Raw genomic sequence first — 14,595 nt, 5'->3', positions numbered from 1 at the left:
ACGATGGCAAAAGACATCGAATTTGCCGACGACGCGCCTTCGTTCGCGCATAGCCAGCAGTTCCAGGACATCAAGAACGCTGCGCACGAACATCTGCTCACGCGTATCGAGGAACTCGGCGCCGAGTTCGGCCGCTGGTCGCGTAACGCGATCAACCAGTTCGTCGATCTGGAGATGGACAGCTTCGTCAGGCTGCGCCGCATTCCGATCAACGAGAGCGAGGTGCGCCTGATCGCGGAGGCGCTGACCAAGGAGCTCGCGGGCTTCGGTCCGATCGAAGATCTGCTCGCCGACCCGGCCGTCGAAGACATTCTGATCAACGGCTATAACGACGTGTACGTGTCGCGCCACGGCATTCTGACGCGCATTCAGGTGCGCTTTGCCGACAACGCGCATCTGCTGCGGATCGTGCGGCGCATTCTCGCGCCGATCGGCCGGCGTCTGGACGAATCGAATCCGATGGTCGATGCGCGTTTGCCGAACGGCGGGCGCGTGAACGTGGTGATCGAGCCGCTCTCGATCGACGGGCCGATCGTCTCGATCCGCAAGTTCCGCAAGGATCCGATGCGACCCGACGATCTGCTCGGCAACGGCACCTACAGTCCGGAAATCGGCGCACTGCTCGAAGCTGCGGTGGCGGCGCGCTGCAACGTGCTGGTGTCGGGCGGCACGAGCTCCGGCAAGACGTCGCTGCTCAATGCGCTGGCGTTTCACATTCCCGAGCCGGAGCGGGTCGTGACCATCGAGGACACCGCCGAACTGTCGCTGAACCACCCGCACGTGGTGCGGCTGGAAAGCCGGCCGGGCGGCTTCGACGGCGCGGGCGTCGTGACGATTCGCGACCTGCTGCGCAACACGTTGCGGATGCGGCCGGACCGCATCATCGTCGGCGAAGTGCGCGGCGGCGAAGTGCTCGAAATGCTGCAGGCGATGAACACCGGCCACGACGGCTCGATGGGCACCGTGCACGCCAGTTCGCCGCGCGAATGTCTGTACCGGCTGGAAATGCTGGCGGGCTTCGCGGGCTTTCAGGGCACCGAGTCCAGCCTGCGCCGCCAGATCGCCAATGCAATCGACTTCATCGTGCAGATCGGCCGGCTTTCCAACGGGCGCCGGCGCATTCTGTCGATCACGGAAGTGACGGGGCTGTCGGACAACATCATCGCCACCCAGGAGCTGTATCGCTACGAGCCGATCCTGAGCGCGGAAGGCGACGAGCTCGACAACTGGGTTTCGCTCGGCATCCATCCGCACTCGCCGAAGCTGGCGCGCTTCCGTCAGGCGCTGGGCGGCGGCGAGGCCGCCAATGGGTTCGGCAACGCGGGCTTCGGCGGCGGCTTCGGCGGTGGCGGTGGTGGCGGGTTTGGCGGAGGCTTCAATGTCTAGCGCGGTCCTGGTCTTCGCGGCGCTTGCGCTGCTCTGCGCGGCGTTCGCCTTGCTGCTCTGGCAGCGCGGTGCGCAACGCAAAGGCCAGGTGAGCGCGCAGCGCTATATCGACAGCCGCATGGCGTCCCCTAACGGCGGCTCGTTTGGCGCGTCTCCGATGCCGGCCGGTCTCGCCGCGGGCGGCATGAGCAACGGCCCGGCAAGCGGTACAAGCGGAGCACGCGGCGCCGCCGCGCGCGCGGGGGCCACCCAGGCGGTGATCGCGCCGCAGGCGCCGCCCGCCGATGCGAGCTGGCTCGAGCATTGGCGTTATCTGCGGGCGCGCGTGCGCTTCATGGTGCGGCACGCCATGGCGCGTGCGGCCATTGCCCATGCGAAAGCGCCGGCCGCGCTCGCGGGCACCCTGGTGTCGCTGCTGTGCGGCTGGGCCGCGCTGGTGGGCGGCGCGCTCGCGGCCGGCGTCGCGTTGTGCGCTTGCGTGATGTTCTTCTATTTTCTGGTGACGCTGCGAGTGAACAAACGGCGTCAGCAGATCGTGCGGCAATTGCCGCTGTTTCTCGACGGCATCGTGCGTCTGATCACGCTCGGCAACAGTGTGCCCGCGGCCTTCCAGGCCGCGATGCAAACCACCGAGGCGCCGTTGCGCGAATGCCTCGACTACGTATCGCGGATGCTGCGCACCGGCGTCGAAATCGATCGGGCGCTATCGCAGGTCGCGCTGATCTATGGCGTGCGCGAACTCGAACTGGTCGGCGCCGTGCTGCGTCTGTCGGTCAAGTACGGTGGACGCGCCGACGTGATGCTCGAGCGTATGGCCTCGTTCATGCGCGATCTCGAACACGCCGAGCGCGAACTGGTGGCGATGTCGGCGGAAACGCGGCTGTCGTCGTGGGTGCTGGCGATGTTGCCGGTAGGCATCGGCGGCTTTCTGATCCTCTCCAATCCCAGGTACTTCGCGTCGATGTGGTTCGACCCCACCGGCCGGCAACTGGTCTATCTGGCGTTTGCGCTGCAGCTGGGCGGGGCGTATCTGCTGTACCGCCTCGCGAACCTGAGGAATTGACGATGCAGATTCACCGACTCGTCGCGCTCGCACTCGCTCTGGCCGCGCTCGGTTTGCTGCTGATCGCCGGCTTGCTGCTCGCGCGCATGGCGGCCGCGCGGCGCAGCGAACGCACGCTGCGGCACGCGCTCGACGAACGTGCGCTGCAAAGCGCGGCGCTCGCCGCGGCGGCACGCCATGGTGAAGGCGCGCCGGGCGGCGCGAAGGCTGCCGCGCGCAGCATGCAGCCCGCGGGTTTCAAAGGCCTGCTCGAGCGCTTCGCGCATACCGGGATTCGCTGGCTCGATACGCCGGTTGGCCGTCAGGTCGTCGCCGAGGAAGATCGCCGGCTGCTCGAACAATGCGGCTTCGTGGATACGCGCACGCGCGGCCTCTTTCTGGTGGCGCGGCTCGTAGGTGCGACGGTGCTGCCCGCGCTGGCCGCTGCGCTGGCGAGCGGTCGACTGGAGGGATCGCGGCATGTCGCGCTGGTGATCATCGCGGCGATGGCGGGCTTCATGCTGCCCAAGCTCGTGTTGCGGCGGCGTGCCGGCAGGCGCCGCAATGCGGTGGTCGACGAATTGCCGTTGCTGGTCGATTTGCTGCGCCTCCTGCAAGGCGTGGGCTTGTCGCTCGATCAGGGCTTGCAGGTGGTAGTCAACGATTTTCGCGGCATGTTGCCGGTGCTCGCCGGCGAGCTCGAAATCGCGCAGCGCCAGTTCGCCGCCGGCCGCACGCGCGAACAGTCGCTGAACCGGCTCGCGACGAGTTACGACAACGAGGATCTGCGCGCGGTGATGCGTCTGCTGGTGCAGGTCGACCGGCATGGCGGCGCCGTGCAGGAACCGCTCAAGCAGTTCGGCGACCGTCTGCGGGAGACGCGCCGCGCGATGCTGCGCGAACGCATCGGCCGGCTCGCCGTGAAGATGACGGGCGTGATGATCGTCACGCTGCTGCCCGCGCTGATGATCGTCACGGCCGGCCCTGGCGTGCTGGCTGTCCAGCATTCGTTAGGCACGGTGAAGCACTAAGGATTTGCCATGACTCACAGTCTCTCGTTCGATTCCGCCAAACATGGCGCCCGCTGCGCCGCGGCGCTGGCCTTGCTGGCTCTGCTCGGCGCGTGTGCGTCGAAGGATCTCGCGGGTTACGGCGTCGGTCCGCAGGCCGAGCGCGCCGTGCTGGCCCAGCAGGCCAACCGGGATCCCGCGCCGGACACGCCCGGCATGTACCTTGGCCTGATCGACAAGATGCAATCGCAGGGGCTGTACTTCGCTTCGCTCGCGCATATCGATGCGTACGACAAGCAATACGGCGCGAGCCCCGATTCGATCCTGCTGCGCGCCGACGCGCTGCGCATGACCGACCAGCCGGGCGCCGCCGCGACCGCGTACGGAGAACTGCTGAAGACGCCGCTCGCCACGCGCGGCTATCGCGGGCTCGGGCTGATCGCCGGCGCGGCCGGCGACTTCGCGCGCGCCGCGCAGGAATTGCAGCAGGCGGTTCAACTCGCGCCGACCGATGCGGCGACGCTGTCGGACCTCGGCTATGCGCGTCTGCGCAACGGTGACGTGGACGGCGCGCGCGTGCCGCTCATGAAGGCGGCCGAACTCGATCAGACCAATCCGAAGATCGTCAGCAACCTCGCGCTCTATCTGCTCGCCAGTGGCGACCAGGCGCAGGCGCTGGCGGTGATGAACCAGCAGAAACTCGCGCCGGACGTGCGCGCCGCGATCCGCAGCGATGCGGCGAAGGTGGCTGCGGCAGGACGCGCGCAAGCACGCGGCGCGCCCGCGCAACCGCCGTTGGGCGCGGGGGGCGCGCGCACGGTCGCGAGCGCGCAGGGCATCGAACCCGCGCCGCGCCTGTTGCAGCGTTTCTCGCAATGAGCGGGCGCGCGGCGACTTCGTGCTGAGGCATCAGGCAATCATGGAGCAACAATGAAAAACAGAATAATGAAGCGGGGTTGGCGGGCGTCGAGGCCGTGCCGGTGGCTGGCCACGGCTGCGACGGCCGGCGCGCTGCTGGGCGCGGGCGTCTGCGCGATGGCGCAGACGGGCGCAACGGCGCAGCCGGAGCAGGCCGCGCAGCCGGCGATGCGGGCCGATGAAGTGGGTCACGCGGCCCGCACATGGCTCGACCTGCAGAGCAGCAATACGCAAGCCGCGCCGGCGCTGCCGACGCTCGGCGCGGAAGCCGGGCTGGCGTACCGTCGTTACATGGAATCGTTCAAGAGCAAGATCCCCGATCTGTACGGTTCCACGTTGAATACCGGCAACGGCGGCAGCGGCGCGATGGGCGTGAACAGCGGGCTCGGCGGCAGCAGTGGGAGCAGCGGCAGCAGCGGCGGATCGTACTGACATGCGCACAGTGCCTTTCGCCATGCCCCTGACGGCGCGCCATTCACGTGCGCGGCGCGCGAGCGCGCGCCGTCAGCATGGCGCGGTCGCGGTGGTCGCGGCGATCTGGTTGAGTCTGGCGATCGCGGCGCTCGGCGCGATCGATGTCGGCAACGTGTATTTCGCGCGCAGGCAGTTGCAGCGCACGGCCGATCTGGCGGCGATGGCGGCGGTCCAGATGGTCGCCTCCTCGGGCGGCTGCGCGACGGCCGCCACGGCGGCGCAGCAGAATGCGGCCGCCAACGGCTTCAAGACCGGCAGCACCACGACCATCGGCACCACGTGCGGCCGCTGGGATACGAGTTCGAACACCTACTTCGGCACCAGCGGCAACCCGCTCAATGCGGTGCAGGTGAAGACGACCCAACGCGTGCCGTACTTCTTCCTCGGACCGAGCCGCAACGTCTCGGCGACGGCCACCGCGTTCGCTTCCAATATCGATGCGTTCTCGCTCGGCACCGGCATCGCGACCATCAATACGCAACAGTCGGCGCTGTTGAATGCGATCCTCGGCGGCTTGCTGAACACCAGCGTGTCGCTGAGCGTGGGCGATACGCAGAGTCTCGCGACGGCGCACGTCAAACTGGAGGATCTGAAGGTGGCGCTCGGCGCCGCGACGATGAAAGGACTGCTCGGCACCACGGTGAGTTTTCAGCAACTGATGGTCGCGATGGTCAGCGCGCTGCAGGCGGGCGGCGACACCGTCAACGCGGCGATTCTGCAGAAGGTGGCCGTGGCGATTCCCGGCGGGCAGAACATCGCGATCGGCGACGGCGGTCCGTCCGCGCCCGGACTGCTCGCGCTCGGCCTCGCCAATCCGAATGCCGCGGCGAGCGCGACGATCAACGCGTTCGATGCGTTGCTGGTGGCCGCGCAGATCGCGCAGCGCGGTCCGGACAGCGGCCAGGGCAGCGCGCCGGTGATCAATGTGGCGGCCGGGCTGGCCGGCGTGGCGGGCATTTCGCTGCAGATCATCCACCCGCCCGTGCTGGCGGTGGGCGAGGGCGGCACCTCGGCCGACGGGACCTACCGGACTCAAGCGCGCACGGCGGTGATCAACGCGAGTGTGAATCTGTTGCCGGTGATGTTCACGCCGATCAGCCTGAATCTCGGCATCGGCTCGATCAGCATCGCCGCTCTCAATACCCCGATCATGCTTTCGTTGACGAGTGCGCAGGGCACTGCCTCACTCAGCTCGGTCGGCTGCGAATCGACCAAGGCGGCGACCAAGGCCACGATTCAGGTCGCTCCGAGTATTGCTACGGTCTGCCTCGGGGCAAACGCGGCTTGCGGCGGCTTGATCAACATCGCTGACGTTACGGCGTGGACCATTCTGACCGGCACGATCGACCTCACGCAGATCGCGCTTGGTGGGACGGGCCAATTGCCATTGGCGCCGCCTTCGCCGCAGCCCATTACGTTCAACGGTTCATCCGGCAGTTTCGACTCGTCGATCACCGTCAATTCCAATGCCGTCGGAAGCGACGCGTCGACGCTAACCGCGCAGCTACTCAAGGCGTTGCCTAACCTGCTGCAAGTGACCGCTGCGGGGCTTGATCTGACAACGGTCACCAAGCCCTTGCTCGCGGCCCTCGCGCCCGTATTGTCGACGGCGCTCCAACCCGTTTTCAACCTGCTCGACGCAGTCCTCGTCCCGACGCTGTCCCTGTTGGGCGTTCAGGTCGGCACTGCGACGGTCCACAACATGTTGCTGACGTGCGGCGTCGCGCAACTGGTCAACTAGCCTATCCAAGATGAGAACCACCACCAAAATCGAGGAACTCGATATCTACGTCTGGGAGGGCAAGGCCGACATCGTCGACCGGGTCGCGCGCTGCATGGCGAGCTTCGATGTCGAAGTGATCCGTGCGGACGATATCGCGATCTCGCCCGAGCGGACCGCGCTGCGGCCGTCGCTCGCGATCATCAGCGTGTCGGTGATCGACAGCGGCGCGCTGATCCTGCGCGACTGGCAGGCGGCGCACGGCATCCCCGTGGTGTGGGTCGGCGCCGCGCCGCGCGAGCACGATCCGGCCACGTACCCGTCCGAGTACTCGCATATTCTGCCGCTCGACTTCACCTGCGCCGAATTGCGCGGCATGGTCATGAAGCTCGTGCTGCAAATGCGCGCGCACAGTGCCAAGACGCACGAGTCCGACGCGATGATCGCGAACTCGGAGTGCATGCAGGCGCTGCTGCACGAAGTCGACACCTTCGCCGATTGCGACACGAGCGTGCTGGTGCACGGCGAAACCGGCGTCGGCAAGGAGCGCATCGCGCAACTGCTGCACGAAAAACATAGCCGCTACGGGCAAGGCCCGTTCGTCGCGGTGAATTGCGGCGCGATTCCGGATGGCCTCTTCGAGTCGCTCTTTTTCGGTCACTCGAAAGGCTCGTTTACCGGCGCTGTGGTCGCGCACAAAGGCTATTTCGAACAGGCCGACGGCGGCACGCTGTTCCTCGACGAAATCGGCGATCTGCCGCTCTATCAGCAGGTCAAGCTGCTGCGCGTGCTCGAAGACAGCGCCGTCACGCGCATCGGTTCGGCCACGCCCGTGAAGCTCGACTTCCGGCTGGTGGCGGCGACCAACAAACTGCTGCCGCAACTGGTGAAGGACGGCACGTTTCGCGCCGACCTGTACTACCGGCTCGCCGTGATCGAGTTGAAGATTCCGTCACTCGAAGAGCGGGGTGCCGTCGACAAGATCGCCATCTTCAAGGCGTTCATCGCGCAGATCGTCGGCACCGAGCGTCTCGCTGCTTTGCCGGATCTGCCGTACTGGCTCGCCGATGCCGTCGCCGACACGTATTTCCCCGGCAACGTGCGCGAGTTGCGCAACCTGGCCGAGCGCATCGGCGTGACCGTGCGCCAGATCGGCGCGTGGGATGCGGCGCGCCTGCAACGGCTTCTCGCGCTGGCGCGCACCAGCCAGCCGGTGCCGGCCGAGAGCGTCGCCGAGGTGCTGGTGGACCGCAGCAAATGGGACATGGCCGAGCGCAACCGCGTGCTGGCCGCGCTCGACGCAAACGGTTGGCGCCGCCAGGATACGGCGCTCTATCTGGGCATCAGCCGCAAGGTCCTGTGGGAGAAGATGCGCAAGTATCAAATTTTCGACGAAGAGCCCGAAACACGCGAAAGTGAGTAATAATGAGACGGTTGTACTAAAACAAAAACTGTTCAAGCAGGAATTACATGGACCGAAAGTCGAAACTACGACAGATTGCCCTCGCCGCAGTCATCGCGATGGGGGCAGCGCAAGGCGTCAATGCGCAGGCTCTGCCGGACAGCAGCGCGGGTGCCGGCGCCGGGGGTGGCGTTGTTTCCCAGCCAGGTACGATGGCGGCGTTGCCGGCAACTTCGCAGGCAGGGCAGGCCCAAACGTCGGCGCTCACGCCCGACGAAGCAAAGCAATCCGCCGCGGGCAATGTGGCGGAATTGCAGCAGATGATCCACGGGGCGGATCTGAGCGAACTGCGCACCACTTATAACGGGAGTTACGGCGCGAGCTTGCTGTTTCACGGCAAGGAGATGACGTACTACGTGGCGCTGTTCCAGCAGAAAAATTTCTGGCGAGTCATCAAGACGCAGGACGCGGCGCGTGCCGACATGATCTACAAGGATTTCGTGCGTCAGACGGTGCAACTGTCCGACGTCGAGATTCGCCGCACGCAACTCGAGGCGCAAAAGGCGTTCACGGAGCGGATGATCGCGTTGTCGCAAGATCGGGCCAACCGTCTGCAGGCCGACCTGGATGTTGCCCGTCAGCAGCAGACCATTGTGGCGACCCAGCAGCAGCAGACTCGCGCCGAAGCCACGGCGCTCGCTCAGCAGAAAGCGTCCGCGCAGGATCAGTTGCGTGCCGCGCAGCGTCAGGTGCGTGCACTGCAGCGTCAACTGGAAAGCGGCTTGCCCGCGCACTGAGGGCGATGGTCTGAAGACGATCGGGTGGACAGGGCGGCGCGGAATCGAAAGTGCCGTCCGACACCTGCCCGCTGTGCGTGATCTCTATGCGTGATCCTCACGCAGCGCGGCGCGGGCCATGCGTGCGCACGTGCCCCCTGCGATACCTTGTGTGACAAGCGCGTTGCGCAAGCGTACCCGTTGGATTCACCGAATGCGCGTTGACAGGCGCGACCCTCGCGGCATCGCTTCGCGGTGTCCAGTGACGCCAGCGCGGCATGACTAGCGCCGCTTCTTTCCCTCCGAAACTCCTTCCTTGTCTTCCGCGTGATGCGGATCCCCCATATCCACGGCGATCGGATCGCTGGCGGGAAAGCTTTCCTCGAGCGCTTCATCGAGCCGGCTGTCGGCGGACTCCGCGGGTGTCCGCGTTTCGGCGGTGTGAGTGGCGTGCTGCTTCTTGCTGGTCATGACGTGCTCCGTGAGAAGAGAGTCGGCAATCCAGCATAGCGCAAAGCGGGCGCAGGCGAACATCGGCCGAAAGGCTTAAGACTGCGCGCCGCAAACGTCTGCTCCAGAGCCAAGGGCTAACAATTCGAACAAGCCGAACAAGCCGAACAAGCCGAACAAGCCGAACAAGCCGAACAAGCCGAACAAGCCGAACGAGGCTCGCGCCGCAGCGGCGTCATCAACATGTCATCAGCCAGAACTTAAAACCAATGCATATCGACTCGTTTTCCTTGTGTCGACGGAATGCGGCGCGGGACAACAACAATCGATCGCCGTCCGCGTGGGGCCGGCAGAACGCAGCGCACGCCGCGAACCGGCAGTGTCGTGCTCGGGAGGGGCGCGGCCAGAACCTGTGAACAACAAGGCAGCGAACAACATGAACCGAAAAAAGACCGCGTGCGCGCAGCGCCTCAACGCGTCACACGTTGTGGAAGCAGAACTGGATCATCTGGATTGGGCGACGAAGCAACCGGCGCAGCGTATGCTGGACGCCAGGTATTGGCGTCGCCGCGTGCTGGCGGTCAAATGTGGATTCGACTTGACGGAACTGCAGGTGATGCGCCTGGAAAAGATCTTGCAGCGGCTCGGCCATCCGGCAGAGTAGCCGAGCGCTACTGCGGCGACTTACTCGGCGCCGCCGCTGCCACCGTGATTGCCACCACCGTGGTTGCCGCCGTCGCCGCCCGTGCCGAACAGACGCCGGCGGCGTGTCACGACCACCGGGCCGTCCGACGTGCTGCTGCTACGATCTGACGCAGGCCGGTCCGAAGACGGCGCGCCATACGACTCGCGTGGTTCACGCGGTTCGCGCGGCTCACGATGATCGCGCGGTTCACGCGACCCGTGCGGGCCGCGCGTGGTGTGCTCGCCGTGCGACGGGCGCCCCGCGCGCGGAGCCGGACGCGTGCCGGTGTCGAGCTGGATCGTGGAGATCGCGCGCTTGTAGATGCCTTGCAGGCCGACAGGCGTGCGCAGCATCACCAGATACTGATCGAACGACTCGATGCACCCGGTCAGGCGGATGCCATTGACAAGGTAGATCTCAACGCGCTTTCGTTCTTTGCGCGCGGCGTTCATGAAGTCGTTTTGCGGATGCGATTCTGCGGAAGCCATGGACAATTCAGGTTAGAAAGACGGTTGTTCGCCGCGATTCTACCCTGTGTGGGGGCAGAACGCGTCGGCGGGCGAACTGCGTCCACTATAACGGCTTGTGGGCACATAAGCATCTGATAACTATTGACTGTAACGTTGAGTTACGAATCTGCGGACGAATGCCGCATTCTTCCGCCACGCGCGGGCCGTCGCGGCGCGGATGGCGGAAAAAGATAGCGCATGGCGTGCCGCTGGCGGAATAAACCGCCGGCCGCCGGCGTTATATCAGGCATGGCGGCGCTGCATCGTGCGCGCGGCCGATCGGCTTCCCGGTTCGCGCAGGCGTCCGGGCGCTCACGAGGAGTCTGACCATGAAGATATCCCGCATCCTTTCCGCTGTTTTCGTTCTGCTGGCGCTCGCGGGCGGTACGCTCGCGACGAGCGCGTGCACGTCCGCGACCGATAGCAGCGCCTCCGGCACCAGTGGCGGCACGGGCAGCGGCGGCGGCTACTGAGCGTCTCACGCCGGGTGAGTTTCGAAACTGAAGTGATTTCGTGGCTCCCGCAGTTGCGCCGCTATGCGCGCGCACTGACGGGCGACCGCGCCTGGGCCGACGACCTCGTGCAGGATACGGCGGAGCGCGCGCTCGCGCGCTGGGCGGCTTTCCGGCCGGACAGCAATTTGCGCGCGTGGCTGCTGACGATCCTGCGGCATCTCTACATCGACCAGTTGCGCGGCCGCCGCGAGATCGCCGTCGACGACGAGAGCGCGCCGTGGCGCAATCTCGAAGCGCCTCAGGGCGAAGTCGACGGTCTGGTGCTGCGCGATCTGCAGCGCGCGCTGTATTGCCTGCCGGTCGAACAGCGCGAAGTGCTGTTGCTGGTCTGCGTGGAGGATCTGTCTTATCAGGAAGCGTCGCGCGCGCTCGGCGTGCCGATCGGCACGGTCATGTCGCGGCTGTCGCGCGCGCGCGAACACATGCGCGCGTTGCTGACGGAGGGACCGGCGCAGGGGCCGGCGCGTAAAACTCCGCCGTTGAAAGTAGTGAGAAACCCGTGATGAATAGCGACGACTACGATTCCAGCTTGCCCGAAGGGCTCGACCTGCGAGCGCTGTCGGCGTTTGTCGACGGTGAACTGCCGGGGACGGAGCGCGCCGCGATCGAGGCGCAACTGCATCAGCATCCGCAGGCCGCCGCGCGCGTGGCCGCATGGCGCGCGCAGAAATCCGCTTTGCGTGCGCTATGCGGGGCACCGCAGCACAGCGAGCGGGACGAGCGCAATCAACGCCGCGGGGACGAAGCCGCCGACGAACCCGCCTTCATCGTGTTGCGCCGGAAGACGCCGTGGTGGCAGCGCGCGGGTGTCGCGGCCTGCTGGCTGGCGGCCGGTGCCGGGCTCGCGCTTGCGCTCGGGCCGCTCGCGCCGCGCCTGACGGGCGGCGCGTGGGGCGGTCTGGGCGGCCAGCCGCCGAGTTTCGCCCAGCGCGCGGACATCGCTTACGCGGTGTACACGCCGGAGCGGCGTCATCCGGTGGAAGTCGCCGCCAGCGAAGAAGAGCATCTGATCAACTGGCTCTCGAAGCGGCTGAACCGGCCGCTTTCGGTGCCTTCATTGCAGGAATACGGCTACTCGCTGGTGGGCGGTCGGTTGTTGCCCGGCGAAGCGGGACCGGCGGCGCAATTCATGTACGAGAACGGCAGCGGCGCACGCCTCACCCTCTATGTCACCGGCACGTCGCGCGACGAAACCGCGTTCCGCCTGTTTCGCGAAGGCAATCGGCGCACCTTCTACTGGATCAACGACGGCATGGGCTACGCGCTGTCCGGGCCGATCGCGGAAGGCAAGCTGCGCACGATCGCGATCGACGTGTGCAGCGCGCTCGGCGGCAAACCGGAGTCGTGGCAGTAGCGGCGTTCGGCGGCTCGACGGGCCGCCGCATCGCTTCGCAACATGCGGTAACCGAAACCGCCGGCGCGGCCGCGGAGCGCGGAATAGCGCCGCGCGGCGCATCGTTTACTGGTTGCTGGATCGTGTCGTCGTCGCGCCCGCGCGCTGGCCGCACGGTTCCGGGCAAGGCAAACCGACGGTGTCTTCACGGCGCCGACACGTCTCTTGCGGGTCGCAACGCCGGTGCGTCGAGGCAGCAACATCATGTTCATATTTCATCAGTTCGGCAGCCGGCTGTTGCGCGGCTTTGCCTCCCTGTGTTGTTGCGCCGCGTGCGCCGCGCCGCTCGAGGCGCACGCGGACGCGCTCGCAATGGATGTGTCGACGTGCCGCTTCGTGGTGGGGCAGGCGGAAATCGACGGTGTCATGCAGGAGATATCCGGCCGTGCGTGCCTGCAACCGGACGGCACGTGGCAGATCGTCGAGGACGATGCCGCCGCACAGGCTCTGGCGGATGGCTCGCTCTACTACTACGATCCATGGTATTGGGGGCCGCCGGTGGTGTTCGGAGTCGGCGTGGCGTTCGTGTTCGTCGACCGCTTTCACCACTTTCATCACATGGATCACGTGCGCTATCTGCATGGCTTGCACGGACCGTACGGCGCGGGCCATGGCGCCTCGCGCGGTGGGCCGCCCACGCACACATGGGGCGGCATGTCGCGCGGCGGCGGTGGAATGCGCCGCTAACTCGCTGCCGCTCGCACGCGTGGCGGCCAAGGAGATGCTTTGATTCGCAGCTTGCCGCCGAAGGTATCCGCCGCGCAGTTCGATCGCGCGCTCGCCAGTTGGCGCTCGATTGTCGGCGAGCCGCAGGTGGTGACCGCGGCGGACGGACTCGCCGCGTATCTCGATCCGTTCGCGCCCGGCGAGCGCGAAGCGTTTTCGGCCAGCGCCGCGCTGTTGCCCGGTTCCGTCGACGAGATTCGCGCGGTATTGCGGATTGCCAACCAATTTCACATTCCGCTGTGGACCGTCTCGACCGGCCGCAACTTCGCCTATGGCGGCGCGGCGCCGCGCCTTGCCGGTTCGGTCGTGCTCGATCTGCACAGAATGAACCGCATCATCGAAGTGAACGAGACGATGGGCTACGCGCTGGTCGAGCCGGGCGTCAGTTATTTCGATCTGTACGCGTATCTGCGCGAGAAGGGCTACAGGCTGTGGGTCGATCCGCCCGCGGCCGGGTGGGGCAGCGTGGTCGGCAATACGCTCGAGCGCGGCTTCGGCTATACGGCGTACGGCGATCACGCGGCGGCGCAGTGCGGCATGGAAGTGGTGCTGGCCAACGGCGACGTGTTGCGCACCGGAATGGGCGGAATCGAAATCGGTACCGCGTGGCAGTTGTACCAGCCGGGCTACGGACCCTCGTTCGATGCGATGTTCATGCAGTCGAACTACGGCATCGTCACCAAGCTGGGCGTCTGGCTGATGCCGGCGCCGCCCGCGTATCTGCTCGGCGAAATCCAGTTCCGGCATGAAGCGGATCTCGAAACCATCGTGGAGATTTTGCGTCCGTTGCGGCTCGATGAAACGATCTGCAATCACGCCGTGATCGAAGGCGGTTTGCGCCGCGCGGCCGGTTTGTCGGCGCGCGCGCAGTGGTATGACGGTCCGGGCGCGATGCCGGAGAGCGCGGTGGCCGCGATGCTCGACAAGCTGAATGTGGGCCGCTGGAATCTGCATTTCGCGCTATACGGTACGCCTGAATTGATCGACGCGCGTTATGCGATCGTGCAGCGCGCGTTCGCCCGGGTGCCGCAGGCGCGGCTGTCCGCCCGGCGTTATGCGGGCGATGCGCAGCCCGTGGCGGGCGGCGACCGCAATCTCGCCGGCATTCCCGCGATGAGCGCGTTTCGCATGCTCGACTGGCGCGGCGGCGCGGGCGCGCATGTGGATTTCGCGCCGGTGTGTCCGGCGACCGGGCGCGACGCGTTGCGTCAATACACGATGGTCAAGGCGCGTGCCGCGGAATACGGCTTCGATTACTACGGTGGCTTCACGGCGGGCGCGCGACATCTGCATCACATTTTCGCGGCGATCTTCGACCGCGATGACGCGAACCAGGTCGAGCAGGCCGGCGCGTTGTTGCGTTCGCTGATGAGCGACGCACGCGCGGCGGGCTACGGCGAATATCGCGCGCATCTTGCGTATATGGATTTTGCCGCGGCCCAATACAACTTCAACGATGGCGCATTGCTGCGGCTCTCGGAGACGATCAAGGACGCGCTCGACCCGAACGGCATTCTCGCGCCGGGCAAGCAGGGCATCTGGCCGGCGGCGTGGCGCGACCGGCGAGGCTATACGTGAGCGCGCACCGC

16 protein-coding genes are annotated in these 14,595 nt (G+C 66.4%); 14 read left to right on the top strand and 2 right to left on the bottom strand.

Translation table 11 applies throughout. The features are described 5' to 3' along the window. Positions 1-3 precede the first annotated feature (3 nt). From CJU94_RS16845 to CJU94_RS16810, 8 genes are read left to right on the top strand one after another with little or no spacing between them, the layout of a single operon-like run. Positions 4-1,386 carry a TadA family conjugal transfer-associated ATPase gene (locus tag CJU94_RS16845; protein ID WP_095419653.1) on the top strand — a complete coding sequence of 461 codons (1,383 nt, stop codon included), beginning with the start codon at positions 4-6 and terminating at the stop codon, positions 1,384-1,386. Then, positions 1,379-2,449, top strand: a complete 1,071-nt coding sequence (locus CJU94_RS16840; protein ID WP_095420406.1) for a type II secretion system F family protein — start codon at positions 1,379-1,381, stop codon at positions 2,447-2,449. The genes CJU94_RS16845 and CJU94_RS16840 overlap by 8 nt, the downstream gene beginning before the upstream one ends. A gap of 2 nt (positions 2,450-2,451) precedes the next feature. Then, entirely contained in the window at positions 2,452-3,459 is a 1,008-nt protein-coding gene (locus CJU94_RS16835) for a type II secretion system F family protein (RefSeq protein WP_095419652.1), read from the top strand. 9 nt (positions 3,460-3,468) lie between these two features. Beyond that, positions 3,469-4,317, top strand: coding sequence for a tetratricopeptide repeat protein (locus tag CJU94_RS16830; protein ID WP_208645323.1), 849 nt, complete (start codon positions 3,469-3,471; stop codon positions 4,315-4,317). 51 nt (positions 4,318-4,368) lie between these two features. Next, positions 4,369-4,788 (top strand): DUF3613 domain-containing protein, encoded by a 420-nt coding sequence (locus CJU94_RS16825; protein WP_095419651.1) that lies wholly within the window; start codon positions 4,369-4,371, stop codon positions 4,786-4,788. A 1-nt stretch (position 4,789) separates the two neighbouring features. Continuing rightward, complete coding sequence (locus CJU94_RS16820) at positions 4,790-6,571, top strand: TadG family pilus assembly protein (protein WP_095419650.1); 1,782 nt, start codon at positions 4,790-4,792, stop codon at positions 6,569-6,571. A gap of 10 nt (positions 6,572-6,581) precedes the next feature. Then, positions 6,582-7,973, top strand: coding sequence for a sigma 54-interacting transcriptional regulator (locus CJU94_RS16815; RefSeq protein ID WP_007182264.1), 1,392 nt, complete (start codon positions 6,582-6,584; stop codon positions 7,971-7,973). A gap of 47 nt (positions 7,974-8,020) precedes the next feature. Next, positions 8,021-8,749 carry a DUF2968 domain-containing protein gene (locus tag CJU94_RS16810; protein WP_095419649.1) on the top strand — a complete coding sequence of 243 codons (729 nt, stop codon included), beginning with the start codon at positions 8,021-8,023 and terminating at the stop codon, positions 8,747-8,749. Between the two features lie 261 nt (positions 8,750-9,010). Here the strand turns inward: CJU94_RS16810 and CJU94_RS16805 are convergent, their stop codons facing one another. Then, the gene (locus tag CJU94_RS16805; protein WP_095419648.1) at positions 9,011-9,199 is read right to left on the bottom strand and encodes a hypothetical protein; all 189 of its coding nucleotides are present in this window, start codon (positions 9,197-9,199) and stop codon (positions 9,011-9,013) included. A 415-nt stretch (positions 9,200-9,614) separates the two neighbouring features. Here CJU94_RS16805 and CJU94_RS16800 point away from each other — a divergent pair, with 415 nt between their 5' ends. Next, the gene (locus tag CJU94_RS16800) at positions 9,615-9,842 is read left to right on the top strand and encodes a hypothetical protein (protein ID WP_095419647.1); all 228 of its coding nucleotides are present in this window, start codon (positions 9,615-9,617) and stop codon (positions 9,840-9,842) included. Positions 9,843-9,862: 20 nt separating this feature from the next. Here the strand turns inward: CJU94_RS16800 and hfq are convergent, their stop codons facing one another. Next, on the bottom strand, positions 9,863-10,351 hold the full coding sequence (hfq, locus tag CJU94_RS16795) for an RNA chaperone Hfq (RefSeq protein WP_095419646.1): 489 nt from the start codon (positions 10,349-10,351) through the stop codon (positions 9,863-9,865). A 350-nt stretch (positions 10,352-10,701) separates the two neighbouring features. Here hfq and CJU94_RS41425 point away from each other — a divergent pair, with 350 nt between their 5' ends. The 5 genes from CJU94_RS41425 (at position 10,702) to CJU94_RS16775 (ending at position 14,584) form a co-directional block, all read left to right on the top strand. Next, a complete protein-coding gene (locus tag CJU94_RS41425) occupies positions 10,702-10,845 on the top strand; it encodes a hypothetical protein (protein WP_167397541.1) in 144 nt (47 codons plus the stop codon). A gap of 14 nt (positions 10,846-10,859) precedes the next feature. Beyond that, entirely contained in the window at positions 10,860-11,390 is a 531-nt protein-coding gene (locus CJU94_RS16790) for a sigma-70 family RNA polymerase sigma factor (RefSeq protein WP_095419645.1), read from the top strand. Beyond that, on the top strand, positions 11,390-12,241 hold the full coding sequence (locus tag CJU94_RS16785; RefSeq protein WP_095419644.1) for an anti-sigma factor family protein: 852 nt from the start codon (positions 11,390-11,392) through the stop codon (positions 12,239-12,241). The genes CJU94_RS16790 and CJU94_RS16785 overlap by 1 nt, the downstream gene beginning before the upstream one ends. A 243-nt stretch (positions 12,242-12,484) precedes the next feature. Further along, positions 12,485-12,967 (top strand): hypothetical protein, encoded by a 483-nt coding sequence (locus tag CJU94_RS16780; RefSeq protein WP_095419643.1) that lies wholly within the window; start codon positions 12,485-12,487, stop codon positions 12,965-12,967. 39 nt (positions 12,968-13,006) lie between these two features. Continuing rightward, positions 13,007-14,584: an FAD-binding oxidoreductase gene (locus CJU94_RS16775; protein WP_095419642.1), complete on the top strand. Its 1,578-nt coding sequence runs from the start codon at positions 13,007-13,009 to the stop codon at positions 14,582-14,584. The last annotated feature ends 11 nt before the right edge of the window (positions 14,585-14,595 follow it).

It is taken from the genome of Paraburkholderia aromaticivorans (assembly GCF_002278075.1).
In the GTDB taxonomy this organism is placed as follows: Bacteria; Pseudomonadota; Gammaproteobacteria; order Burkholderiales; family Burkholderiaceae; genus Paraburkholderia; species Paraburkholderia aromaticivorans.
Note: the sequence above shows the minus strand (reverse complement) of the source record. Positions and strands in the feature narration are given on the sequence as shown.

Bases quoted from the DNA above. Each gene is read 5' to 3' on its own strand.
- CJU94_RS16845 (WP_095419653.1), top strand. From the start codon at position 4: ATGGCAAAAGACATCGAATTTGCCGACGACGCGCCTTCGTTCGCGCAT.
- CJU94_RS16840 (WP_095420406.1), top strand. From the start codon at position 1,379: ATGTCTAGCGCGGTCCTGGTCTTCGCGGCGCTTGCGCTGCTCTGCGCG.
- CJU94_RS16835 (WP_095419652.1), top strand. From the start codon at position 2,452: ATGCAGATTCACCGACTCGTCGCGCTCGCACTCGCTCTGGCCGCGCTC.
- CJU94_RS16830 (WP_208645323.1), top strand. From the start codon at position 3,469: ATGACTCACAGTCTCTCGTTCGATTCCGCCAAACATGGCGCCCGCTGC.
- CJU94_RS16825 (WP_095419651.1), top strand. From the start codon at position 4,369: ATGAAAAACAGAATAATGAAGCGGGGTTGGCGGGCGTCGAGGCCGTGC.
- CJU94_RS16820 (WP_095419650.1), top strand. From the start codon at position 4,790: ATGCGCACAGTGCCTTTCGCCATGCCCCTGACGGCGCGCCATTCACGT.
- CJU94_RS16815 (WP_007182264.1), top strand. From the start codon at position 6,582: ATGAGAACCACCACCAAAATCGAGGAACTCGATATCTACGTCTGGGAG.
- CJU94_RS16810 (WP_095419649.1), top strand. From the start codon at position 8,021: ATGGACCGAAAGTCGAAACTACGACAGATTGCCCTCGCCGCAGTCATC.
- CJU94_RS16805 (WP_095419648.1), bottom strand. From the start codon at position 9,199: ATGACCAGCAAGAAGCAGCACGCCACTCACACCGCCGAAACGCGGACA.
- CJU94_RS16800 (WP_095419647.1), top strand. From the start codon at position 9,615: ATGAACCGAAAAAAGACCGCGTGCGCGCAGCGCCTCAACGCGTCACAC.
- hfq (WP_095419646.1), bottom strand. From the start codon at position 10,351: ATGGCTTCCGCAGAATCGCATCCGCAAAACGACTTCATGAACGCCGCG.
- CJU94_RS41425 (WP_167397541.1), top strand. From the start codon at position 10,702: ATGAAGATATCCCGCATCCTTTCCGCTGTTTTCGTTCTGCTGGCGCTC.
- CJU94_RS16785 (WP_095419644.1), top strand. From the start codon at position 11,390: ATGAATAGCGACGACTACGATTCCAGCTTGCCCGAAGGGCTCGACCTG.
- CJU94_RS16780 (WP_095419643.1), top strand. From the start codon at position 12,485: ATGTTCATATTTCATCAGTTCGGCAGCCGGCTGTTGCGCGGCTTTGCC.